We start from the raw sequence: 21,522 nt of genomic DNA, 5'->3' as shown, positions 1-21,522 counted from the left end.
GTTGCGCAGCATCGCAACGCATGCGCGAGGGACCCCGCGCGGCCGCACCACATCGTCGTCATGCGGTGCGGTTCATCGCGCATCACTGACAGGCTTCGATCACTGACAAGCTTCGCAGTCGGGGTTGTCGATCGAGCAGAACTTGATGTCGCTGGCCGGCGTCTCGTCGATCATCGTGGCTGCAGCTGCAGCTGCAGCGATCGGTGCTGCGGCGCTGCTCGACACGGCATTCATCGCGCCCGCGGTGACGGTCGACTTCTCGGCATGCGTCGCGCCCATCGTGCGCAGGTAGTAGGTCGTCTTCAGTCCACGCAGCCACGCGAGCTTGTAGGTCTCGTCGAGCTTCTTGCCCGATGCACCGGCCATGTAGATGTTCAGCGACTGCGCCTGGTCGATCCACTTCTGGCGACGGCCACCGGCCTCGATCAGCCACTGCGGCTCGACCTCGAACGCGGTCGCGTAGAGCTGCTTCAGCTCCTCGGGCACGCGGTCGATGCGGCGCAGCGAACCATCGAAGTGCTTGAGGTCCATCACCATCACGTCGTCCCACAGGCCGAGCTTCTTCAGGTCGCGCACGAGGTACTCGTTGACGATGGTGAACTCGCCCGACAGGTTGCTCTTGACCGACAGGTTGCCGAAGCAGGGCTCGATCGACGCCTCGACGCCGATGATGTTGGAGATCGTCGCGGTCGGCGCGATGCCGATGCTGTTGGAGTTGCGCATGCCGTGCTGCGCGATGCGCTGGCGCAGCGCGTCCCAATCCATCGTCTGCGAACGATCGACCTCGACGTAGCCTGCGCCCTCACCACCGCCGCGCTGCTCGCGCAACAGATCGAGCGTATCCAGCGGCAGGATGCCGCGGTCCCACAACGAGCCCCGGTAGCTGGCGTAGCGGCCGCGTTCTTCGGCCAGCTCGCTGGAGGCCCAGTAGGCGTAGTAGCAGATCGCTTCGGTCGAGCGGTCGGCGAACTCCACCGCGGCATGCGAGCCGTAGGGAATGCGCAGCTGGTACAGCGCGTCCTGGAAGCCCATCAGCCCGAGGCCGACCGGCCGATGGCGCAGGTTTGAATCGCGCGCCTTCTTGACCGCGTAGTAGTTGATGTCGATGACGTTGTCGAGCATGCGCATCGCCGTGCTGACCGTGCGCTTGAGCTTCTCGTGGTCGATCTGGCCGTCGACCACGTGCTGCACCAGGTTCACCGAGCCGAGGTTGCAGACGGCGATCTCGGTGTCGCTGGTGTTCAGCGTGATCTCGGTGCACAGGTTCGACGAGTGCACGACGCCGACGTGCTGCTGCGGCGAGCGCACGTTGCAGGCGTCCTTGAACGTGATCCACGGATGCCCGGTCTCGAACAGCATCGACAGCATCTTGCGCCACAGGTCCTTGGCCGGCATGCGCTTGTAGAGCTTGATCTCGCCGCGGTCGACCTTGGCTTCGTAGGCGGTGTAGGCGCGCTCGAACTCGGTGCCAAATTTGTCGTGCAGGTCCGGGCAGGTCGACGGCGAGAACAGCGTCCAGTCGGCGCCTTCGTGAACGCGGCGCATGAACAGGTCCGGAATCCAGTTCGCGGTGTTCATGTCGTGCGTGCGCCGGCGGTCGTCGCCGGTGTTCTTGCGCAGCTCGAGGAACTCCTCGATGTCGAGGTGCCAGGTCTCGAGGTATGCGCACACCGCGCCCTTGCGCTTGCCGCCCTGGTTGACCGCGACCGCGGTGTCGTTGACGACCTTCAGGAACGGCACGACGCCCTGGCTCTTGCCGTTGGTGCCCTTGATGTACGAGCCGAGCGCGCGCACGCGGGTCCAGTCGTTGCCCAGGCCGCCGGCGTACTTCGACAGCAGCGCGTTCTCCTTCAGCGCCTCGTAGATGCCGTCGAGGTCGTCGGCCACCGTCGTCAGGTAGCAGCTCGACAGCTGCGAGCGCTGCGTGCCGCTGTTGAAGAGGGTCGGCGTCGACGACATGAAGTCGAACGACGACAGCACGTCGTAGAACTCGATCGCCCGCGCCTCGCGGTCGATCTCGTTCAGCGACAGGCCCATCGCGACGCGCATGAAGAAGGCCTGCGGCATCTCGATGCGGGTGTCCTGGATGTGCAGGAAGTAGCGGTCGTACAGCGTCTGCAGGCCGAGGTAGTCGAACTGCAGATCGCGTTCGGCCTTCAGCGCCGCGCCGAGCCGCGCGAGGTCGAACTGCGCCAGCTTGCCGTCGAGCAGCTCGGCGGCGATGCCCTTCTTGATGAACTGCGGGAAGTACTCGGCGTAGCGCTCGGCCATCTGCGCCTGCGAGACCTCCTCGCCGAGGATCTCCTTGCGGATCGTGTGCAGCAGCAGCCGCGCCGTCGCGCGGCTGTAGGACGGCTCCTTCTCGATCAGCGTGCGCGCGGCGAGGATCGCGGCCTTGTGCACTTCGTCGATCGGCACGCCGTCGTAGAGGTTGCGCCGCGTCTCGGCAAGGATCGGCTGCGCGCTGACATCGGCACCCAGGCCGGCGCAGGCCGATTCGATCAGCGCACGCAGCGCGGGCAGGTCGAGCGGCACGCGCCGGCCGCCATCGACGACGTGCAGCTGGGGCTCCTGCGCCTGCGCCGGCTGGCCCTGGCGCGCACGCTCCTGCGAGCGGCGCTCGCGGTACAGCACGTAGGCCCGCGCGACCTCGTGGTGGCCGCCGCGCATCAGGCCGAGCTCGACCTGGTCCTGCACGTCCTCGATGTGGAAGGTGCCACCGCCCGGACGCGAGCGCAGCAGCGCACGCACGACCGCCTCGGTCAGCGCATCGACCGTCTCGCGCACGCTCGCCGAGGCCGCCCCCTGCGTGCCGTGCACCGCGAGAAAGGCCTTCATCAGCGCAACGGCAATCTTGTTCGGCTCGAAGGACACCACGGAGCCGTTGCGGCGAATGATCTGGTAGCCGGCGTAGGCGGACACCGGCGCGCCGGCGATGGCAGCGGCGGTGGGCTGCGCAATGGCGGGCTCTTGCGCCCTGCTGATGGCTGTTTGCATGCGTACTCCTCTTTCTGGCAGCAGTCGACCGATCGGGCCGCGCAGCGGGCGGCCAGACAGGCAATCAATCGGTCGGGTGTGGATAAGGCTGTGGAGATGCCGTGGAGCGCCGGTGGACCGAAGACACTACATCTAGGGCCACGCGGTACTCTAGACACTACCTATAGCGTACACCACCGGACTTTCCCCGACCAGCGCCGCGTTTGTGCTAGCGCTGCAGACGCCGACCCCCGCGCGACGCAGCGCCTCAGGTCGCGGCCGGAAAGCGGCGCGGCGACCAGCGCAGACGGCGCCGCAGTCCGGCCCAATCGAAGCCGGGTCCGGGGTCCTGCTTGCGCTGCGGCGCGACGTGCTCGTGCCCGACCACGGCGCGAATCGGATGACGCCGCCGCAGCGCACGCAGCAGCGGCACGAGGGCGGCGTATTGCGCCGGCTCGAAGCGCTCGCCCTCGAGTCCTTCGAGCTCGATGCCGATCGACCAGGAATTGCAGTCGTCGCGGCCGGCCCACTGCGAGCGGCCGGCGTGCCAGGCCCGGCGCTCGGTCGACACGAACTGCAGCACTTCGCCGTCGCGGCGGATCACGAAGTGCGCCGAGACCTGCACGCCGCGCAGGCGCTCGAAGTACGGATGCTCGGCGATGTCGAGCCGGTTGGTAAAGAAGCGCTCGATCTGGTCGCCGCCGTATTCGCCCGGCGGCAGGCTGATCGAGTGCAGCACCACCAGTTCGATCGCGACCGCGTCGGGCCGCGGGCCGTGGTTCGGTGAATCGATGCGCCGCGCCGCCGTCCACCACCCGTCGTCGGACCAGGTTGGCTCACTCCCCATGGTCCGACAGGTTGATGCCCAGCCGCGCCATGCGGTAGCGCATCTGCCGCAGCGACAGCCCGAGGCTCGCGCCGGCGGCCGTGCGGTTGAAGCGATAGCGTTCGAGCGCACGCTGCAGCACGTCGCGCTCGATCTGATCGAGGTAGGCCACCAGGTCCGGCGGCAGCGGCGCCGGCTCGGCCGCCACCGGCGCTGCGCGCCCCGGCTCCGGCGCTGGCGGCTCGGCGGCGGGCGCCACCGTCGGCACCCACTCGTTGTCGCCCACCGGCTCGCCGTTGTCGTCGAGCCCGAGGTCGCCACGCTCGATCACGTCGTTGCCGGCGAGCGTCACGGCGCGGTGCAGCAGGTTCTCCAGCTCGCGCACGTTGCCCGGAAAGGAATAAGCCCTCAAGTGAGCGAGTGCCTCGGCCGACAGCCGCGGCGCGGGCGCGACACCCGCATCCCGCGCGATGCGCTGCAGCACCGCGCCGCAGATGGCGGTCAGGTCGTCGGTGCGCTCACGCAGCGGCGGCATGCGCAGCTGGATCACGTTGAGCCGGTAATAGAGGTCCTGGCGGAAGCGGCCCTCGTGGACCTCGGTCGACAGGTCCTTGTGCGTCGCGCTGACGATGCGCACGTTGACCGGCATTTCGCTGACCGCGCCGATCGGCCGCACCGAACGCTCCTGGATCGCGCGCAGCAGCTTGCTCTGCATCGACAGCGGCAAGTCGCCGATCTCGTCGAGGAACAAGGTGCCGCCATGCGCGGCCTGGAAGAAGCCTTCGCGGTCCTCGTTCGCGCCGGTGAAGGCACCCTTGCGGTAGCCGAAGAACTCGGCCTCCAGCAGCTGCTCGGGAATCGCGCTGCAATTGACTGCGATGAACGACTGCGCCGAGCGTCCGCTGACGCCATGGATCGCACGCGCGACGAGTTCCTTGCCGGTGCCCGACTCGCCTTGCACCATCACCGGCGCCATGCCACGGGCAACACGCTCGATCATCGAGCGCACCTGCTGCATCGCGGCCGAGCCGCCGATCAGGCGCTGCAATGCCGGGTGCGCGCCGGGCGCCGGCGGCTCCGCGACGGCCACCGGTGCGGCGCGCGCAACAGCCGCCACGGGCGCGGCCGCGGGCGCTGTCGCCGGCGGCAGCGACGAGGGCTTGACGCTCGGCGCCGTCTGGGGCGCGCGGCCGAGCGCCGCAGCCACGACGCCGCGGAACTGGCGCAGGTCGACCGGCTTGGTCAGGTAGTCGAAGGCGCCGGCCTTCAGCGCCTCGACGGCGTTCTCCGCCGAGCCGTAGGCGGTGATGACGATCGTCTTCTCGGATCGATCGGCCGCTTCGAGACGGCGCAGCAGGTCGAGGCCGCTGCCGTCGGGCAGGCGCATGTCGGTGATCACCGCGTTGTAGCCGCGCTCGACCAGGCGCTGCCAGGCTTCCTCGACCGAGCCGGCGGTCTCGACGTCGTAGCCCTCGCGCAGCAGCGTCAGCTCGTACAGCGTGCGCAGGTCGGGCTCGTCGTCGACGACCAGCAGGCTCGGGGCGGCAGGGGCAGGCATGTCGGCAGCTTCTACGGTGCAGCAGGTGCGCCGCGCATCGAGACGCGGAACACGTTGCGATGGCGATCGCCCGGCGGACCGGGACGGTATTCGATGCTGGCGCGGTGACGTTCGCACAGCTCGCGGCAAATGTACAGGCCGAGTCCGGTGCCGCGGCTGCGCGTCGAGAAGAACGGTTCGAACAGATGGTGCTCGACCTCCGGGGCAATCGGCGCGCCGTCGCTGGCCACCGCCAGCAGCGCACCGCCCTCCTTCGGGCGCGGCAGCAGCTCGAGGCGCACCGCACCGGGCGTTTCGCTGCCGTGGCGGCGCGCGTTGTCGAGCAGGTTCACCAGCACGCGGCGCAGATGCTCGGCATCGAACAGCACCGGCAGCCGCTCGCTCGGCAGGCGCACGTCGAGGCGATCGGCGTCGGCCGCGCCGAGCCCGCTGGTGGCCCGCCATTCGGCGACGATGCGCGCGACCTCGGTGCTGGCATCGATGACCCGCTGCTGGGATTCGGCGCCGGGCGCCACCGCCATCACGTCGTCGACGATGCGCTTGAGCCGCTCGACGTTGTCCTCGACGATGCGGGCGAGCCGCTGCTGCGGTGCCGGCAGCGGGTCTTCCAGCATCAGCGCGTTGGCCTGCGCGATCGCCGCCAGCGGGTTGCGGATCTCGTGCGCGATGCCCGCCGAGACCCGGCCCATCGCCGCCAGCTTCTCCTGCCGCATGCGGGCCTGCACGCTGCGCAGGTCTTCGAGAAACAGCACGCAGACATCCTCGGGCGGCGTGGTGTCTTCGTCGATGCCGCCGCGGCGCGTGAAGCGCGCGCGCACCTGCACCGTGCGCGCCGAGCCGCCGGTGCCGGGCAGGCTGATCTCGCGCAACGCCTCGGGCCAGTGACCGAGGCCGTAGGCCAGCTCGACCGCCGACAGCAGCGTCGCCCACGCCGGATCGTCGTGCAACGTGAATGACGACGTGCGCGCGTTCGCGGCGACGCCGAGCATCGCGCGTGCCGCCGGATTGGCCGTGCGCACGCGGCAGCGCCGGTCGACGACCATGACGCCGTCGGCCATCTCTTCGATCACCAGCCGGTTCAGCCGCGCCTGCTGCCGCGCCAGCGCCAGGCTGCCGCGTGCCGCCCGCTCCTCGCGCGCGAGCCGCTGCGCGAGCTCACCCGACAGCAGCGTGATGACGAAGGCACCGACGCCGGCCAGGCCGGCTTGCGTCAACAGCGCGACGGTGAACTGTCCGCCGAGCGCGCTGCGCCAGACGCCCGCCAGCAACACCAGCGTGACGAAAGCCGCCGTCGCCAGCGCGGCCAGGCGCTTGGTCATCGCGCCGGCCATCAGCACCGGCAGCGCCAGCAATGCGGCGAAGTTCAGTTGCGCGCCCGGATCGATCAGGTACAGCGTCGAGAAGGCCAGCAGATCGACACCGATCGTCAGCGCCCATTGGCGGCGCGCCAGCCGCGGCCGCGCGGCCGCCGCCGCCACGTCGCCGCGGCCCGGCAGCAGCCACATCGACAGCGCCTGCGCCGCATAACCCAGGCACACCGCGAGCATCGGCAGCGACAGCCGCGCCCCCATCACGCTCATGATCCACGGCGTCAGCGCCAATGCGGTGCCGAGCACCGCCCGTGCCATCAGGTAGGCGCGGAAGACACGCCGCAGCGCGCTGCCCTCGGTGGAGACGATGCGCCGCGCCTCGCGCGCGAGAAAGCGGCTCTCGGTGGCCGCCTCGCCCTCCTCGTCGGCCCACAGCCCGGCATCGCGCTCGCCGAGGAATGTCGAACGCGCGCCGCCGGCCAGCGCACCGAACCACGAGTCCTCGTCGTCGTCGCGCGGCAGCTGGCGGCGATCACCCTGGCGCCGATCGGCCTGGCGTCGGTCGCTGCGACGGCGGTCGTTGCTGCGGCGGTCGTTGCTGCGCCGCTCGTCGCGCGCGGCGGTCGCCGAGCCGCCCGCCGAGCGCGAACGCGGCGACGCCGCGCCGCGGTCACCGGCCATCGGATGCGCGCGGGCCGAGCAGCCGGTGCGCTTCGCCGCAATAGACGTGGCGGCCCTCGAGCACCGCGTCGGCGGCCGGCAGGTGCAGGCCGCAGTGCGCGCACTCGACCATCGCCGCGGGGGCCGGCACCTTCGGCTCGGCGGGCGCCTGCGGCTTCGGCGGCGCCGGCCGGCGCAGGCGTCGCGTCACCATCCACAGGCCGATGCCGATCACCAGCAGAACGAGCAGGTATTTCATGCCGGATGAGCCTTCAGGCCGCGTTGCGGCCAAGCACGACTTCGAACACGAAGCGCGAACCGGCGTAAGCCAGCAGCAGCAGCACGGTGCCGACGTACAGCCAGCGTGTCGCGCGGCGGCCGCGCCAGCCGCGCAGCAGCCGGCCACCGATCAAGGCCGCGAAGACGCCCCAGCCGAGCAGCGAGAACACCGTCTTGTGATCCCAGCGCCAGCGCGACGCGGTGACGAAGCCGAGCACCAGCGCCAGCGTCAACACGACGAAGCCGGCCTCGACGAAACGAAAGGTCAGCCGCTCGAGCCGAAGCAGCGGCAGGCCGAGCGGTCCGTGCACCGGCGGCGTGTGCCGGCGCAGCTGGCGTTCGGCCCCATCGAGCAGCCACGCATGCAGCACCGCGGCGCCGAAGAGCCCGTACGATGCGACGCCGAGCACCCAATGCAGCGGCGCCCACGGCGAGGGCATCGCGCGCACGTCCCCCGGAAAGGCCCAGGCAAGCACGACGGCCATCGCGCCGCCCGCGGCGAGCGCACGCCGCACCGAGGGCAGCGGCACGAATCGGCTCTCGACGATGTGCACCGCGACGACCAGCCACAGCGTCAGCGACAGCACCGGTCCGAAGCCGAGCCGCGCACCGACCTCGCTGCGACCCCAGCCGCTGATGTCGAGCACCAGCAGCACGGCATGCAGCATCCAGCCGGCAACCAGCGCCGGCGCCTGCACGCGTGAAATGCTCGGCGTGGTCGCCTCGCCGGCGATGGCCGCGGCGCGCTGCGGCCAGGCCGCGATCGCATAGGCCAGCACCGACGCCAACGCCAGGGCCAGCGGTGCCGCGCCGAGCGTGCTGCCGGCGAGGCCCCAGGTCGACCCGGCGCCCGAGGATAGGCCCGATAGAATCATCGAGCCCAGTGTACTTTCGCGGCCTGCGCGGCATCCAGCATCGCAACGCCCCGCACCCCGCCCATGGCCTCCGCCCTTTCCGACCGCCTGTCGCGCCTCGTCAAGACGATGCGTGGGCAGGCCCGCATCACCGAAAGCAACGTGCAGGACATGCTGCGCGAGGTGCGCGTCGCGCTGCTCGAAGCCGACGTCGCGCTGCCCGTGGTGCGCGAGTTCATTGCGCGCGTCAAGGAAAAAGCGCTCGGCCAGGACGTGGTCGGCTCGCTGAACCCGGGCCAGGCGCTCGTCGGCGTGGTGCACAAGGAGCTCGCCCGCACGATGGGCGAAGGCGTCGCCGACCTGAACCTCGTGACGCAGCCGCCGGCGATCATCCTGATGGCTGGTCTGCAGGGCGCGGGCAAGACGACGACGACCGCCAAGCTCGCCAAGCACCTGATCGAGCGCCGCAAGAAGAAAGTGCTGACCGTCTCGGCCGACGTCTACCGGCCGGCGGCGATCGAGCAGTTGAAGACCGTGACGAAGCAGGCCGGCGCCGAATGGTTCCCGTCGACCGGGCAGCAGAAGCCGCGCGACATCGCCCTCGCCGCGCTCGACCATGCGAAGCGCCACTATTTCGACGTGCTGCTCGTCGACACCGCCGGCCGCCTGGCGATCGACGAAGCGCTGATGGCCGAGATCCGCGAGCTGCACGCGCTGCTGAATCCGGTCGAGACGCTGTTCGTCGTCGATGCGATGCAGGGCCAGGACGCGGTCAACACCGCGAAGGCCTTCAAGGACGCCTTGCCGCTGACCGGCATCGTGCTGACCAAGCTCGACGGCGATTCGCGCGGCGGCGCGGCGCTGTCGGTGCGGCAGATCACCGGCGCGCCGATCAAGTTCGCCGGCGTCTCCGAGAAGATCGACGGCCTCGAGGTCTTCGACGCCGAGCGCCATGCCGGCCGCGTGCTCGGCATGGGCGACATCGTCGCGCTGGTCGAGGAGGTGCAGAAGAACGTCGATCTCGGCGCGGCGCAGAAGCTGGCCGACAAGGTCAAGTCCGGCGACGGCTTCGACCTCAACGACTTCCTGATGCAGATCTCGCAGATGAAGAAGATGGGCGGCCTGTCGGGGTTGATGGACAAGCTGCCGAGCGCGATGACCGCCAAGGCCGGCAACGTCGACATGGACCGTGCCGAGAAGGACGTGCGCCGGATGGAGGGCATCATCCATTCGATGACCCCGCTGGAGCGGCGCAAGCCCGAATTGATCAAGGCCAGCCGCAAGCGCCGCATCGCCGCCGGTGCCGGCGTGCAGGTGCAGGAGGTCAACCGCCTGCTGAACCAGTTCGAGCAGATGCAGGGCATGATGAAGAAGATGAAGGGCGGCGGCCTGATGAAGATGATGAAGCGCATGGGCGGCATGAAAGGCCTGATGCGCTGACGCCGACGGGCTGCTTCCGTAGCAGTCCGACACACTTGTCGCAGCGCAATCACGTGTCCCGTGACTTTCGGACCTTCAGTCCGGTGGCACGAAGGCCGAACATTCCGCCATGCTGTCCGTCGATCCCACCGCCGCTCTCGCAGTCGCCGCCATCCTGGTGCTGCTGCTGTCCTACTTTGCCGGCCGGCGCAGGCGGCCCGCCGCGCGGCCCACTGCACGGCGCGAGGCCCAGGATGTCGCCGCCACCTTCACACCGCAGGCCGCCCGCGTGCTGACGGTCGCCGAGCGCCAGGCACACACGCTGTTGCGCGCCGCGATGCCCGGCTACCTGGTGCTGGCGCAGGTGCCGCTGTCGCGCTTTCTCGGTGTGCCGACGCGCCAATCCGAATGGCTGCAGGCGATCGCCGGCTTGAGCGCCGACCTGCTGCTGTGCGACAGCGGCTCACGCGTGCTGGCGGTCATCGACGTGCGGCCGGCGCGCCTGAGCGAGAACAGCAAGCGCCGCCATGAACGCATGACGCTGCTGCTGCGCAAGGCCGGAATCAAGGTGCTGTCGTGGCAGGCCGAGGCGCTGCCCGATGTTGCGCTGGCACGCCATCAGCTGCTGCCGATGCTCGCCGCACCGAGCCCCGCGAGGGAGCAGCAGGCTGCCGGCAGCTCGCGTCCGATGCCGCTGATCCCGGTGGCCGAGATCCTCGCCGAGGGCGACAAGGACCACGACGACGGTTCGATGGAGCCGGTGCCTTCGGCACTGTTCGACGACTTCGAACCCGTGCCCGTGCAGGCACGCTGAGCAGTCAGCTCAGCAATGCCTGCGCGAACTCGCGCGCATCGAACGTTTCCAGATCCTCGAGCTTCTCGCCGACGCCGATGAAGTAGACCGGCACCGGCCGCTCGCGCGCGATGGCCGCCAGCACGCCGCCCTTCGCGGTGCCGTCGAGCTTGGTGACGATCAGGCCGGTCAAGGTCAGCGCATCGTCGAAGGCCTTGACCTGGGTCAGCGCGTTCTGCCCGGTATTGCCGTCAACGACGAGCAGCACCTCGTGCGGCGCGGTCAGATCGGCCTTGGCGATGACGCGGCGGATCTTCTTCAGCTCCTCCATCAGGTGCAGCTGCGTCGGCAGGCGCCCCGCGGTATCGGCAATCACGACATCGCGGCCGCGCGCCTTGGCCGCCGAGACGGCATCGAAGGTGACCGCCGCCGGGTCGGCCCCTTCCTGGCTGACGATCTCGACGCGGTTGCGGTCGGCCCACACCGCCAGCTGCTCGCGTGCCGCCGCGCGGAAGGTGTCCGCGGCCGCGAGCAGCACGCTCTGCTCGGCGTCGGCCAGGTGCCGCGTCAGCTTGCCGATGCTGGTGGTCTTGCCGGCGCCGTTGACGCCGACGACCATCACCACCGTCGGCTGGTACTGGCCGACGACCAGTGCCTTCTCCAGTGGCTTCAGCAAGTCAGTGAGCGCGTCGGCCAGCAGCGTCTTGACCTGCTGCGGGTCCGTCGCCTTGCTGTCCTTGACGCGGCGCTTCAGGTCCTGCAGCAAGTGCTCGGTGGCCTTGACGCCGGTGTCGGCCATCAGCAGCGCGGCTTCGAGCTCTTCATACAGGTGATCGTCGATGCGCGTGCCGACGAAGACCTGCGTGATGCCAGCGCCGGTCTTCTGCAGGCCGCCGCGCAGCCGGTCCATCCAGCGCTCGCGCGCCGCGGCCGATTCGAACATCGCCATGCCGCCGCGCATGTCGACCGGCTCGGCGGCGACCGGCGCCGGGGTTGCGACGGGCGCCGGCTTCGGTGACGAGATTGCCGCCGGTGGCGGCGTGGCGACGGGTGTTGCCTTCGGCGCAGTGACCGGCGCATCCAGCGGCGCCGGCGGCTCCATCGTGAAGATCGGTGCGGGCGGCGGCGCTTTTTTCTTGAAGAAGCTGAACATGAAGATCCGTGGTTGCGGCCGCCTTGCTGCCGCGTCGAAACTCACCGCTATAATCGCGGGCTCTTGGCGCTTTAGCTCAGTCGGTTAGAGCGACGGAATCATAATCCGCAGGTCCGGGGTTCGAATCCCTGAAGCGCCACCAGATCCCGGCCCGAGCAGCATGCTCGGGCCGTTTTTCTTTCCACAGCCCCTGGGTCTACACCATGCTTCGCTGTGTTCTCGGTGCCCTGTTGGGCGCGTCGTTCATTGCGCCGGCGGCCGCTCAACTGCCGCGCCAGTTCCCGGCCACCGCGCTGCGCGGCGTGTTCATGGTCGTGCAACCGCCCGAGGTGCAGCTCAATGGCAAGCCCGCGCGCCTGGCGCCCGGCGCACGCATCCGCGGCGCGCACGGCATGCTGCAGATGTCCGGTTCGCTGATCGGCCACAAGCTGCTGGTGCACTACACCATCGATTCGAGCGGCAACCTGCACGACGTGTGGGTGCTGACACCGGCCGAGGCCGCGCGCAAGCCCTGGCCGACCACCCCCGCCGAAGCGCAGCACTGGTCCTTCGACTGGGGCGCGCAACACTGGACCAAGCAGTAAAGGAGGCGGTCATGACGACGCCCGCGAAGAAGGTCTTCATCCGCAGCTTCGGCTGCCAGATGAACGAATACGACGCCGACAAGATGGCCGACGTGATGCGCGTGGCCGCAGGCTACGAGCCGACCAACGATCCCGAGCAGGCCGACCTGATCCTGTTCAATACCTGCTCGGTGCGCGAGAAGGCACAGGAGAAGGTGTTCTCCGACTTGGGCCGCGTCAAGCACCTGAAGAGCAAGGGCGTGCTGATCGGTGTCGGCGGCTGCGTCGCCAGCCAGGAAGGCGCGGCGATCATCGAGCGCGCGCCGTACGTCGACGTCGTCTTCGGCCCGCAGACGCTGCACCGCCTGCCCCAGCTGATCGCCCAGCGCACCAGCCAAGGCCGGCCGCAGGTCGACATCAGCTTTCCCGAGATCGAGAAGTTCGACCACCTGCCGCCGGCCAAGGTCGACGGCGCGACCGCCTTCGTCTCGATCATGGAAGGCTGCTCGAAGTACTGCTCGTACTGCGTCGTGCCTTACACCCGCGGCGAAGAAGTCAGCCGCCCGTTCGAGGACGTGCTCGCCGAGGTCGCCGGCCTCGCCGCGCAAGGCGTCAAGGAAGTGACGCTGCTCGGCCAGAACGTCAACGCCTACCGCGGCGTGATGGGCCGCGATGGCAATGGCGAGATCGCCGACTTCGCGCTGCTGCTCGACTACATCCACGAGCTGCCGGGCATCGAGCGCATCCGCTACACGACCAGCCATCCGAACGAGTTCACGCCGCGGCTGATCGAGGCCTACGGCCGGCTGCCGAAGCTGGTGAATCACCTGCACCTGCCGGTGCAGCATGGCGCCGACCGCATCCTGATGGCGATGAAGCGCGGCTACACCGCGCTGCAGTACAAGAGCACGATCCGCAAGCTGCGCGCGGTGCGGCCCGACATCAGTCTGTCCAGCGACTTCATCGTCGGCTTTCCCGGCGAAACGGCCGCCGATCACGAGAAATCGCTGCAGCTGATCCGCGACGTCGGCTTCGACGCCTGCTTCAGCTTCGTCTTCAGCCCGCGTCCCGGCACGCCGGCCGCGGCGCTGCACGACGAGACGCCGCAGGCGCTCAAGCTCGAACGTCTGCAGCAGCTGCAGGCGCTGATCGAAGAGAACGTGCAACGCATCAGCGCGAGCCGCGTCGGCACCGTGCAGCGCATCCTGGTCGAAGGCCCAAGCCGCAAGAATGCGCTCGAGCTGATGGGCCGCACCGAGTGCAACCGCATCGTCAATTTCGACGGCGGCCCGCTGTCGGCGCGATTGGTCGGCCAGCTGATCGACGTGCGCATCACGCAGGCGCTGCCGCACTCGCTGCGCGCCGACGTGCTGACGAAGGACGCGGCGCTCGCCGCCTGAGCGTCAGGTGCGGCGGCGAAAGCCGGCCCACCACAGCGACGCGGCGCAGCCGAGCACCATCGCGCCGTAGGTGCCCATGCGCCCGTCGCGGCCGGTGATCACCAGCCCGGCGAGCAGCACGACCGTCGACACCGCGCAGGCCCAGCCAGCCAAGCGCGGCCAGCGCACGCCGGCCAGCTCGCGCCGCCATAGCAGCTTGGCCAGCGCGCTGGCGATCAGACCGAGGCCGAGCCCCGGTGCGATCAGGTTCAACAGGTGCCAGACAGCGTCGAGAAGGTCCATCGCGCCAAGAAGAAATGGCCCGACGCGGCTTGAGCCAGATCAAGCGGCGACAGCCCCGCTACAGCAGTAGCAAATGCATCAAATTCTATAATCTCGGCATGAGCGTGTTCACCCTCGGCCTGAACCACGTGACCGCGCCGGTGGACCTGCGCGGGCGCTTCGCGTTCGCGCCCGAACAGCTCTCGCCCGCGCTGCGCGGATTCCAGGACCGGTTGCGGCGCCTGTTGCCGGAAGCGGCGCTGCTGTCGACCTGCAACCGCACCGAGCTCTACGTCGCCGCGGCGCCGACCGCCGTGCGCGAGCTGGTGACGCCGGCGATCGACTGGCTCGCGTCGCAAGGCGGCGTCAGCGGCGACCAGCTGCGCACGCACACCTATGTGCTCGAGCATCGCGACGCCGCGCGGCATGCGTTCCGTGTCGCCTCGGGCCTCGATTCGATGGTCCTCGGCGAGCCGCAGATCCTCGGCCAGATGAAGCAGGCGGTGCGCGAAGCCGATGCCGCCGGCACGCTCGGCACCACGCTGCACCAGCTGTTCCAGCGCTCGTTCTCGGTCGCCAAGGACGTGCGCTCGTCGACCGAGATCGGCGCGCACTCGATCAGCATGGCGGCGGCCGCGGTGCGGCTCGCGTCGCAGCTGTTCGAGGACCTGGCCGAGATCAACGTGCTGTTCGTCGGCGCCGGCGAGATGATCGAGCTGGTCGCGACGCACTTCTCGGCGCGGGCGCCGAAGGCGATGGCGATCGCCAACCGCACGCTCGAACGTGGCGAGAAGCTCGCCGGCCGCTTCGGCGCGCAGGCCATTCGCCTGGCCGACCTGCCGCAACGCCTGCACGAGTTCGACGCCATCGTCTCGTGCACCGCGAGCACGCTGCCGATCATCGGCCTCGGTGCCGTCAAGAGCGCACTGAAGGCGCGCCGCCGCCGGCCGATGTTCATGGTCGACCTGGCGGTGCCGCGCGACATCGAGCCCGAGGTTGCGACGCTGTCCGACGTCTACCTCTACACCGTCGACGACCTGTCCGGCCTGGTGCAAAGCGCCGGTGAAAAGCGCCAGGCCGCCGTCGCGCAGGCCGAGGCGATCATCGATGCCGGCGTGCAGAGCTTCAGCCACTGGCTCGACCAGCGCGCCAGCGTGCCCCTGATCCAGGCTTTGAACGCGCAGACCGACGAATGGCGCGGCGCCGAGATCAATCGCGCGCGCAAGCTACTGGCCAAGGGTGCGGACATCGACACCGTGCTCGACGCGCTGTCGCGCGGCCTGACGCAGAAACTGCTGCACGGCACCCTGGCCGAGCTGCACGCCAGCGAAGGCACGCAGCGGGCGCAGATGGCCGACACGGTCGCGCGCCTGTTCCTGCGCCAGTCGACGCGCAATCCGTCGGACGACCGCCGTTAGCCTTGCCGCCTGCGCTGCCGCCGAGCCTTGGGCGCTCGACGGCACGCCGGCCACCACGCCATGAAACCCGCCCTGCGCCACCAACTGCAACGCCTCGACATGCGGCTCGCCGAGCTCGACGCGCACCTGGCCGACCCGCAGCTCACCACCGACATCCAGCGTTACGCCCAAGTGGCGCGAGAACAGGCCGAAGCGGCTGCCGTCGTCGAGCGCTTTCGCGCCTACGAGCAGCGCGAAGCCGACCTGGCCGCCGCGCGGGAGCTGCTTGCCGATCCGGAGATGGCCGAGATGGCGCGCGAGGAAATCGCCGCCGCTGACGCCGACATCGAGCGCCTGCACGCCGAGTTGCAGACCGCGCTGCTGCCACGCGATCCGGACGATGTCCGCAACGCCTTCGTCGAGATCCGCGCCGGCACCGGCGGCGAGGAGTCGGCGCTCTTCGCCGCCGACCTGGCGCGCATGTACCTGCGCTTCTGCGAGCGCCGCGGCTGGCGCACCGAGGTGATGAGCGAGAGTGCGTCGGACCTGGGCGGCTACAAGGAACTGGTGCTGCGGGTCGAGGGCGAGCAGGTCTACGGCCAGCTGAAGTTCGAATCCGGCGGCCACCGCGTGCAGCGCGTGCCGGAGACCGAATCGCAGGGCCGCATCCACACCAGTGCCTGCACCGTCGCCGTGATGGCCGAGCCCGACGAGCAGGCCGAGGTGACGATCAACCCGTCCGAGCTGCGCATCGATACCTTCCGCGCCAGCGGCGCCGGCGGCCAGCACGTCAACAAGACCGACTCGGCGATCCGCATCACGCACCTGCCGACCGGCATCGTCGCGGAGTGCCAGGACGATCGCTCGCAGCACCGCAACAAGGCCAAGGCGATGGCGGTGCTGCTGGCGCGGCTGCGCGACAAGGAGCGCGGCGAGCGCGAAGCCAAGGAAGCGGCGACGCGCAAGAGCCTGGTCGGCTCGGGCGACCGCTCCGATCGCATCCGCACCTACAACTTCCCGCAAGGGCGTCTGACCGACCACCGCATCAACCTGACGCTGTACAAGCTCGGCTCGATCATGGACGGCGAGCTCGACGACGTGGTCGACGCGCTGAAGGCCGCGCAGGCACAGGCGCAGCTGGCGGCGCTCGAAGGCGCGGCTTGAGCGCGTACGGGCGCCCGAAGGGCGAATACCGAAGGGCGCACAGCCCGAAGGTACTCCCATGAACGCCGCGCCGGCCACCGTGCGCGACGCGCTGGCGGCCGCGCGTGCGCAGGGCGTCGACCGGCTCGACGCGCAGCTGCTGCTGGCGCTGCACATCGGCCGCCCGCGCGCCTGGCTGATCGCGCACGACGACGAGCGCTTGTCCCCCGAGGTGGCCCAACGGTTCATCGACGACGTGCAACGCCGTGCCGACAGCGTGCCGCTCGCCTACCTGCTCGGCGAGCGCGAGTTCCATGGCCTGATGCTGCGGGTGACGCCGGACGTGCTCGACCCGCGGCCGGACACCGAGACGCTGGTCGACTGGGCGCTCGAGCTGCTGGCGCAGCCGGCGGCGCCGGCAGCGCCCGAGGTCGTCGACCTCGGCACCGGCAGTGGCGCGATTGCATTGGCCATCGCGCATCGACACGCCGCGGCGCAGGTCACCGCCACCGATCTGAGCGACGCCGCGTTGGCGGTGGCCCGCGCCAATGGCGAACGGCTCGGCCTCGCGCTGCAGTGGGCTCGCGGGTCCTGGTGGTCCGCGGTGCCGGGCCGGCACTTCGACCTCGCCGTTTCGAACCCGCCGTACATCGCCGGCAACGACCCCCACCTTGCCGCGCTGCAGCATGAACCGCTGCTCGCGCTGACCCCGGGCGGCGACGGGCTGGATGCGATCCGTGCCATCGTCGCCGGCGCGCCGGCGGCCCTGCGGCCGGGGGCGTGGCTGCTGATCGAGCACGGCTGGGAGCAAGCCGAGGCGGTCTGCACGCTGCTGCGCGACGCCGGCTTCGAGGCCGTGCAAACGCGTGCCGACCTGGCCGGCCGGCCGCGCTGCAGCGGTGGCTGGCGGTCGGCTGTCTGACGGCAACGACGGTCCCCAAAATAACGTGAGATTGACCGCTTGTTGCCGAGCACGAGCGGGCGCTGGCGGCGTAGTATCGAAACACAGCCACCTTCGAGGAGAGGATCATGCGTTCGACCCTTGTCCTGGCTTTATCGCTGTTCGCCGCGCACGCACAGGCTGCCGGCAACGGGCTGACGGCATCCCCCGACGCACTCGGCGCCGGCCGATGGCAGGCCCGCATCGAGGTCGAGACGACGACGCTCTACGGCAACTGGGCCGGCCAGCCGCTCGGCCAGTCCAGCGTCGTGCAGATGACCCGGCTGCTCGGCGACTACCACCTCGACACCTTGAAGTTCGGCCAGACCAGCGGCCTGCGGCTGACCAGCGGCCTGCTGTTGAACCCGCGCTCGAACCTCCTCGGCGGCGAGCCGCGCGGCACCTGGCCGTACTTCGGCATCGGCTACGCCGGCACCGGCATGCGCGGCGACTGGGGCTTCAGTGCCGACGTCGGCTTGGCAGCACAGAACCCGGGCGCCGTCGGCCAGCTCGGCAAGGCCATCAACGGCAATGTCGACTTCGCCGATGCGTGGCGGCAGCTGCGCATCCAGCCGGTGATCCGCTTCGGCGTCAGCTACAGCTTCTAAGGCTCCGTTTTAGCCGGCCTTTGCATGCGGCCTTGCCGCGCAGCGGCGGCCGCGGCACGCGCTTTGCCGTATAAAGCCGGGATTCATCTCAGCCGGACCAGCATTCCGATCATTGCCATGAGCGACGTTCAACAACGCATCGACGACATCGTCAAGGGTTCCCGTGTGGTGCTGTTCATGAAGGGCACCAGCCAGTTCCCGATGTGCGGCTTCTCGGGCCGCGCGATCCAGGTGCTGAAGGCCTGCGGCGTCAACGAGTTGACGACCGTCAACGTGCTCGAGGACGAGGGCATCCGCCAGGGCATCAAGGAATACGCCAACTGGCCGACGATCCCGCAGCTCTACGTCAATGGCGAGTTCGTCGGCGGCTCCGACATCATGATGGAGATGTACCAGTCGGGCGAGCTCCAACAGATGCTGACGACGGCGTGAGCCTCGCCGCTGCGCCGAAGCTGGTCGTCGGCATCACCGGCGCCAGCGGCGCGGTTTATGGCGTGCGGCTGCTGCAGCGCGCACGCACGCTCGGCCTCGAGACGCACCTTGTCGTCACCCCAGCGGGCGTGCTCAATGCCCACCACGAGCTCGGCCTCGACCGCGCCGCGCTCGACGCGCTGGCCGATCGGTCGTATGCACCGTCGGACATCGGCGCCTGCGTCGCGAGCGGCAGCTTCGCGACTGCCGCGATGGCGATCGCGCCCTGCTCGATGAAGACGCTGGCCGCCGTCGCGCATGGCCTGTCGGACAACCTGCTGACGCGTGCCGCCGACGTGACATTGAAAGAGCGCCGGCCCTTGCTGCTGATGGTGCGCGAGACCCCGTTCAACCTGGCGCACCTGCGCAACATGACCGCCGTCACCGAGATGGGCGGCATCGTCTTTCCGCCGCTGCCGGCCTTCTACCATCGGCCCTCGTCGATCGACGAACTGGTCGACGACACGGTGGAGCGCGCGCTCGCGCTGCTTGGCGCGCAGCAGGCGACGCCGAAGGCCTGGGGCGGGCTGCGCTAGGCAGCGACGATCCAGAGCGTGCGCGCGGCGAACACCGCGTTCGGATATTCCGGCCGGCCGCGGCTGCCGTTGTAGCGGCCGAGCGCAAGGAACAGATCGCCGCGCTCGATGTCGAGGTAGTGGCGCAGGATCACGCAGCCGAAGCGCAGGTTGGTCTGCATGTGGAACAGCCGCGCGGCATCGCCGTCGCCGATCAGCCGGGTCCAGAACGGCATCACCTGCATGTAGCCGCGCGCGCCGGCCGAGCTGATTGCGTATTTGCGAAAGCCGCTCTCTACCTGGATCAGCCCGAGCACCAGCGCCGGCTCGAGCCCGGCGCGCTTGCTCTCGTACCACAGCGACTCGAGGAACTCAATGCGCGTGCGCGCCTCGCTCTTGCGGCGCTTCAGCCGCTCGCTCATCGAACCGAGCCAGCGCAGATAGGCCAGCCGGTCCTCGATCTCGATGAAGCTCGGCTTCGGCGGCGCGGCACTGGCGATCGATGCCGACAGCGCCGTGCGCACCGAATCGATCAGCGGCTCTTCGGCTTGCGTGCCGGCATGCGCCGCGGGAGTCGGCCACCACGCGCCGGCAGCCAGCGCTGCCAGCCCCGCGCGGCGGCTAATGCGGATCATGCGCCGAGGCGCTCCTTGACCAGCGCGGCCGCTTCAGCCAGCGCGACGGTGCTCGCCTGCGCTTCGCGCCGGCCCTGCACTTCGACCGTGCCGGCCTTCAGGCCACGGTCGGAGATCACGACGCGCAGCGGCGCGCCGATCAGCTCCCAGTCCGCGAACATCGCACCCGGACGCTCGCCACGGTCATCGAGCATCACGTCGATGCCTGCGGCGCCGAGCGTCTCGTGCAGCTGATCGGCGGCTGCCCGCACTTCGGCACTGCGGTCGTAGCCGATGGGGCAGACGACCACCGCGAACGGTGCGATCGCCGCCGGCCAGACGATGCCGCGCTCGTCATGGTTCTGTTCGATCGCCGCACCGAGGATGCGCGTGACGCCGATGCCGTAGCAGCCCATCTCCATCGGCTGCGGCTTGCCGTTTTCGTCCAAGTAGTTCGCGTTCATCGACTTCGAATACTTCGTGCCGAGGTAGAACACATGGCCGACCTCGATGCCGCGCTGGATCGCGAGCACGCCCTTGCCGTCGGGCGAGGGGTCGCCGGCAACGACGTTGCGGATGTCGGCCACTAGATCGGGTTCGGGCAGGTCGCGGCCCCAGTTGACGCCGGTGATGTGGAAGTCGGCTTGGTTCGCGCCGCAGATGAAATCGCTCATCGCGGCGACGGTGCGATCGGCGATCACTTTCACGGGCTTCTTCGTACTGACCGGGCCGAGGTAGCCCGGCTTGCATCCGAAGTGGTCCTCGATTTCGGACGCGGTCGCGAAGCGCCAGCCCTGCTTGAGGCCCTCGACCTTGCCGGTCTTCACTTCGTTGAGGTCATGGTCGCCGCGCACCAGCAGCAGCCACACCGTCGTCTTGATCACATCACCCGCTTCGTTGAGCTGATCGGTCGCCAGCACCAGCGACTTGACGGTGCGCTGCAGCGGCAGGCCGAGCAGCGCGGCGACATCGGCGCAAGTGCTCTTGCCGGGCGTCGGCGTCTTGACCATCGCTTCGCCGGGCGCGGCGCGCGTGCCGAGCGCGATGCCTTCGGCGAGCTCGACGTTGGCGGCGTAATCGCTGGTCGGACAGTAGACGATCGCGTCCTCGCCGGTGTCGGCGATGACCTGGAATTCATGCGACAGGTCGCCGCCGATCGCGCCCGTATCGGCCGCGACCGCGCGGTACTGCAGGCCGAAGCGATCGAAGATGCGCTTGTAGGCCGCGAACATGATGTCGTAGCTCTTCGCCGCGCCATCCTTGTCGCGATCGAACGAGTACGCATCCTTCATCGTGAACTCGCGCCCGCGCATCACGCCGAAGCGCGGCCGCCGCTCGTCGCGGAACTTGGTCTGGATGTGGAAGAAGTTCTTCGGCAGCTGGCGGTAGCTGCGCAGCTCTTGCCGAGCGATGTCGGTGATGACCTCCTCGGAGGTCGGCTGCACGACGAAGTCGCGATCGTGGCGGTCCTTCAGGCGCAGCAGCTCGGGACCATAGGCCTGGAAGCGACCCGACTCCTGCCACAGCTCGGCCGGCTGCACGAGCGGCATCAGCAGCTCGACCGCACCCGAGCGCACCATCTCTTCACGGATGATCGCCTCGACCTTGCGGATCACGCGCAAGCCCATCGGCATGTAGTTGTAGATGCCGGCAGACAAGCGCTTGATCATGCCCGCGCGCATCATCAGCTGATGGCTGATCACCTCGGCATCGGCGGGCGCTTCCTTCAAGGTGGCGATGAAGAACTGGGAGGCTTTCATGGGGGTGGGTCCGAAGATCGCA

Annotated in this window: 21 protein-coding genes and 1 tRNA gene; 12 read left to right on the top strand and 10 right to left on the bottom strand. The window is 69.4% G+C overall.

Annotated features, from left to right (window positions below):
- Positions 1 to 99 precede the first annotated feature (99 nt).
- The 6 genes from HLB44_RS06720 to HLB44_RS06695 all read right to left on the bottom strand — a co-directional run bounded on the left by HLB44_RS06720 (position 100) and on the right by HLB44_RS06695 (position 8,484).
- Positions 100 to 2,997 (bottom strand): ribonucleoside-diphosphate reductase subunit alpha, encoded by a 2,898-nt coding sequence (locus tag HLB44_RS06720; protein WP_173121783.1) that lies wholly within the window; start codon positions 2,995 to 2,997, stop codon positions 100 to 102.
- A 247-nt stretch (positions 2,998 to 3,244) separates the two neighbouring features.
- Complete coding sequence (ampD, locus tag HLB44_RS06715; protein WP_173121782.1) at positions 3,245 to 3,823, bottom strand: 1,6-anhydro-N-acetylmuramyl-L-alanine amidase AmpD; 579 nt, start codon at positions 3,821 to 3,823, stop codon at positions 3,245 to 3,247.
- Positions 3,813 to 5,360 (bottom strand): sigma-54-dependent transcriptional regulator, encoded by a 1,548-nt coding sequence (locus HLB44_RS06710; RefSeq protein ID WP_173121781.1) that lies wholly within the window; start codon positions 5,358 to 5,360, stop codon positions 3,813 to 3,815. Before HLB44_RS06710 ends, ampD begins: the two co-directional genes overlap by 11 nt.
- An 11-nt stretch (positions 5,361 to 5,371) precedes the next feature.
- Positions 5,372 to 7,351, bottom strand: a complete 1,980-nt coding sequence (locus tag HLB44_RS06705) for a sensor histidine kinase (RefSeq protein ID WP_173121780.1) — start codon at positions 7,349 to 7,351, stop codon at positions 5,372 to 5,374.
- Complete coding sequence (locus HLB44_RS06700) at positions 7,341 to 7,589, bottom strand: PP0621 family protein (RefSeq protein ID WP_173121779.1); 249 nt, start codon at positions 7,587 to 7,589, stop codon at positions 7,341 to 7,343. Before HLB44_RS06700 ends, HLB44_RS06705 begins: the two co-directional genes overlap by 11 nt.
- A 13-nt stretch (positions 7,590 to 7,602) precedes the next feature.
- Entirely contained in the window at positions 7,603 to 8,484 is an 882-nt protein-coding gene (locus HLB44_RS06695; RefSeq protein WP_173121778.1) for a cytochrome C assembly family protein, read from the bottom strand.
- A gap of 63 nt (positions 8,485 to 8,547) precedes the next feature.
- Here HLB44_RS06695 and ffh point away from each other — a divergent pair, with 63 nt between their 5' ends.
- Together ffh and HLB44_RS06685 are read left to right on the top strand one after the other, a co-directional pair.
- Complete coding sequence (ffh, locus tag HLB44_RS06690) at positions 8,548 to 9,903, top strand: signal recognition particle protein (RefSeq protein ID WP_173121777.1); 1,356 nt, start codon at positions 8,548 to 8,550, stop codon at positions 9,901 to 9,903.
- A gap of 109 nt (positions 9,904 to 10,012) precedes the next feature.
- A complete protein-coding gene (locus HLB44_RS06685; RefSeq protein WP_173121776.1) occupies positions 10,013 to 10,696 on the top strand; it encodes a DUF2726 domain-containing protein in 684 nt (227 codons plus the stop codon).
- Between the two features lie 4 nt (positions 10,697 to 10,700).
- Here HLB44_RS06685 and ftsY read toward each other — a convergent pair whose 3' ends face one another.
- Positions 10,701 to 11,624, bottom strand: coding sequence for a signal recognition particle-docking protein FtsY (gene ftsY, locus HLB44_RS06680; protein ID WP_425500772.1), 924 nt, complete (start codon positions 11,622 to 11,624; stop codon positions 10,701 to 10,703).
- Here ftsY and HLB44_RS38120 point away from each other — a divergent pair.
- The 4 genes from HLB44_RS38120 to miaB all read left to right on the top strand — a co-directional run bounded on the left by HLB44_RS38120 (position 11,623) and on the right by miaB (position 13,791).
- Positions 11,623 to 11,916 (top strand): hypothetical protein, encoded by a 294-nt coding sequence (locus HLB44_RS38120; RefSeq protein ID WP_343051269.1) that lies wholly within the window; start codon positions 11,623 to 11,625, stop codon positions 11,914 to 11,916. The genes ftsY and HLB44_RS38120 overlap by 2 nt on opposite strands.
- Positions 11,894 to 11,970 (top strand) — tRNA-Met (locus tag HLB44_RS06675). The genes HLB44_RS38120 and HLB44_RS06675 overlap by 23 nt, the downstream gene beginning before the upstream one ends.
- Positions 11,971 to 12,031: 61 nt before the next feature.
- Positions 12,032 to 12,412, top strand: a complete 381-nt coding sequence (locus HLB44_RS06670) for a hypothetical protein (protein WP_173121774.1) — start codon at positions 12,032 to 12,034, stop codon at positions 12,410 to 12,412.
- 11 nt (positions 12,413 to 12,423) lie between these two features.
- Positions 12,424 to 13,791 carry a tRNA (N6-isopentenyl adenosine(37)-C2)-methylthiotransferase MiaB gene (miaB, locus tag HLB44_RS06665; protein WP_173121773.1) on the top strand — a complete coding sequence of 456 codons (1,368 nt, stop codon included), beginning with the start codon at positions 12,424 to 12,426 and terminating at the stop codon, positions 13,789 to 13,791.
- A 3-nt stretch (positions 13,792 to 13,794) separates the two neighbouring features.
- Here miaB and HLB44_RS06660 read toward each other — a convergent pair whose 3' ends face one another.
- Positions 13,795 to 14,073 (bottom strand): hypothetical protein, encoded by a 279-nt coding sequence (locus HLB44_RS06660; RefSeq protein WP_173121772.1) that lies wholly within the window; start codon positions 14,071 to 14,073, stop codon positions 13,795 to 13,797.
- A gap of 98 nt (positions 14,074 to 14,171) precedes the next feature.
- Here HLB44_RS06660 and hemA point away from each other — a divergent pair, with 98 nt between their 5' ends.
- From hemA to HLB44_RS06630, 6 genes are all read left to right on the top strand, one after another.
- A complete protein-coding gene (hemA, locus tag HLB44_RS06655; protein ID WP_173121771.1) occupies positions 14,172 to 15,470 on the top strand; it encodes a glutamyl-tRNA reductase in 1,299 nt (432 codons plus the stop codon).
- 60 nt (positions 15,471 to 15,530) lie between these two features.
- Positions 15,531 to 16,613, top strand: coding sequence for a peptide chain release factor 1 (gene prfA / locus HLB44_RS06650; RefSeq protein ID WP_173121770.1), 1,083 nt, complete (start codon positions 15,531 to 15,533; stop codon positions 16,611 to 16,613).
- Between the two features lie 58 nt (positions 16,614 to 16,671).
- Positions 16,672 to 17,514: a peptide chain release factor N(5)-glutamine methyltransferase gene (prmC, locus tag HLB44_RS06645; protein WP_173121769.1), complete on the top strand. Its 843-nt coding sequence runs from the start codon at positions 16,672 to 16,674 to the stop codon at positions 17,512 to 17,514.
- 107 nt (positions 17,515 to 17,621) lie between these two features.
- Positions 17,622 to 18,140, top strand: coding sequence for a hypothetical protein (locus tag HLB44_RS06640; RefSeq protein ID WP_173121768.1), 519 nt, complete (start codon positions 17,622 to 17,624; stop codon positions 18,138 to 18,140).
- Between the two features lie 117 nt (positions 18,141 to 18,257).
- Positions 18,258 to 18,572 (top strand): Grx4 family monothiol glutaredoxin, encoded by a 315-nt coding sequence (grxD, locus tag HLB44_RS06635; RefSeq protein WP_173121767.1) that lies wholly within the window; start codon positions 18,258 to 18,260, stop codon positions 18,570 to 18,572.
- A complete protein-coding gene (locus HLB44_RS06630; protein ID WP_173121766.1) occupies positions 18,569 to 19,147 on the top strand; it encodes a UbiX family flavin prenyltransferase in 579 nt (192 codons plus the stop codon). The genes grxD and HLB44_RS06630 overlap by 4 nt, the downstream gene beginning before the upstream one ends.
- Here HLB44_RS06630 and HLB44_RS06625 read toward each other — a convergent pair.
- Both HLB44_RS06625 and HLB44_RS06620 read right to left on the bottom strand, forming a co-directional pair.
- On the bottom strand, positions 19,144 to 19,761 hold the full coding sequence (locus HLB44_RS06625) for a lytic transglycosylase domain-containing protein (protein WP_173121765.1): 618 nt from the start codon (positions 19,759 to 19,761) through the stop codon (positions 19,144 to 19,146). The genes HLB44_RS06630 and HLB44_RS06625 overlap by 4 nt on opposite strands.
- On the bottom strand, positions 19,758 to 21,500 hold the full coding sequence (locus tag HLB44_RS06620; protein ID WP_173121764.1) for a proline--tRNA ligase: 1,743 nt from the start codon (positions 21,498 to 21,500) through the stop codon (positions 19,758 to 19,760). The genes HLB44_RS06625 and HLB44_RS06620 overlap by 4 nt, the downstream gene beginning before the upstream one ends.
- Positions 21,501 to 21,522 lie beyond the last annotated feature (22 nt).

The organism is Pseudaquabacterium terrae, assembly GCF_013266755.1.
Lineage (GTDB): Bacteria > Pseudomonadota > Gammaproteobacteria > Burkholderiales > Burkholderiaceae_C > Pseudaquabacterium > Pseudaquabacterium terrae.
This window is presented reverse-complemented; position numbering and strand designations above follow the sequence as displayed.

What these genes read in the sequence shown, in the direction of transcription:
- HLB44_RS06720 (WP_173121783.1), bottom strand. Translation starts at nt 2,997, where the DNA reads ATGCAAACAGCCATCAGCAGGGCGCAAGAGCCCGCCATTGCGCAGCCC.
- ampD (WP_173121782.1), bottom strand. Translation starts at nt 3,823, where the DNA reads ATGGGGAGTGAGCCAACCTGGTCCGACGACGGGTGGTGGACGGCGGCG.
- HLB44_RS06710 (WP_173121781.1), bottom strand. Translation starts at nt 5,360, where the DNA reads ATGCCTGCCCCTGCCGCCCCGAGCCTGCTGGTCGTCGACGACGAGCCC.
- HLB44_RS06705 (WP_173121780.1), bottom strand. Translation starts at nt 7,351, where the DNA reads ATGGCCGGTGACCGCGGCGCGGCGTCGCCGCGTTCGCGCTCGGCGGGC.
- HLB44_RS06700 (WP_173121779.1), bottom strand. Translation starts at nt 7,589, where the DNA reads ATGAAATACCTGCTCGTTCTGCTGGTGATCGGCATCGGCCTGTGGATG.
- HLB44_RS06695 (WP_173121778.1), bottom strand. Translation starts at nt 8,484, where the DNA reads ATGATTCTATCGGGCCTATCCTCGGGCGCCGGGTCGACCTGGGGCCTC.
- ffh (WP_173121777.1), top strand. Translation starts at nt 8,548, where the DNA reads ATGGCCTCCGCCCTTTCCGACCGCCTGTCGCGCCTCGTCAAGACGATG.
- HLB44_RS06685 (WP_173121776.1), top strand. Translation starts at nt 10,013, where the DNA reads ATGCTGTCCGTCGATCCCACCGCCGCTCTCGCAGTCGCCGCCATCCTG.
- HLB44_RS38120 (WP_343051269.1), top strand. Translation starts at nt 11,623, where the DNA reads ATGCCGCCGCGCATGTCGACCGGCTCGGCGGCGACCGGCGCCGGGGTT.
- ftsY (WP_425500772.1), bottom strand. Translation starts at nt 11,624, where the DNA reads ATGGCGATGTTCGAATCGGCCGCGGCGCGCGAGCGCTGGATGGACCGG.
- HLB44_RS06670 (WP_173121774.1), top strand. Translation starts at nt 12,032, where the DNA reads ATGCTTCGCTGTGTTCTCGGTGCCCTGTTGGGCGCGTCGTTCATTGCG.
- miaB (WP_173121773.1), top strand. Translation starts at nt 12,424, where the DNA reads ATGACGACGCCCGCGAAGAAGGTCTTCATCCGCAGCTTCGGCTGCCAG.
- HLB44_RS06660 (WP_173121772.1), bottom strand. Translation starts at nt 14,073, where the DNA reads ATGGACCTTCTCGACGCTGTCTGGCACCTGTTGAACCTGATCGCACCG.
- hemA (WP_173121771.1), top strand. Translation starts at nt 14,172, where the DNA reads ATGAGCGTGTTCACCCTCGGCCTGAACCACGTGACCGCGCCGGTGGAC.
- prfA (WP_173121770.1), top strand. Translation starts at nt 15,531, where the DNA reads ATGAAACCCGCCCTGCGCCACCAACTGCAACGCCTCGACATGCGGCTC.
- prmC (WP_173121769.1), top strand. Translation starts at nt 16,672, where the DNA reads ATGAACGCCGCGCCGGCCACCGTGCGCGACGCGCTGGCGGCCGCGCGT.
- HLB44_RS06640 (WP_173121768.1), top strand. Translation starts at nt 17,622, where the DNA reads ATGCGTTCGACCCTTGTCCTGGCTTTATCGCTGTTCGCCGCGCACGCA.
- grxD (WP_173121767.1), top strand. Translation starts at nt 18,258, where the DNA reads ATGAGCGACGTTCAACAACGCATCGACGACATCGTCAAGGGTTCCCGT.
- HLB44_RS06625 (WP_173121765.1), bottom strand. Translation starts at nt 19,761, where the DNA reads ATGATCCGCATTAGCCGCCGCGCGGGGCTGGCAGCGCTGGCTGCCGGC.
- HLB44_RS06620 (WP_173121764.1), bottom strand. Translation starts at nt 21,500, where the DNA reads ATGAAAGCCTCCCAGTTCTTCATCGCCACCTTGAAGGAAGCGCCCGCC.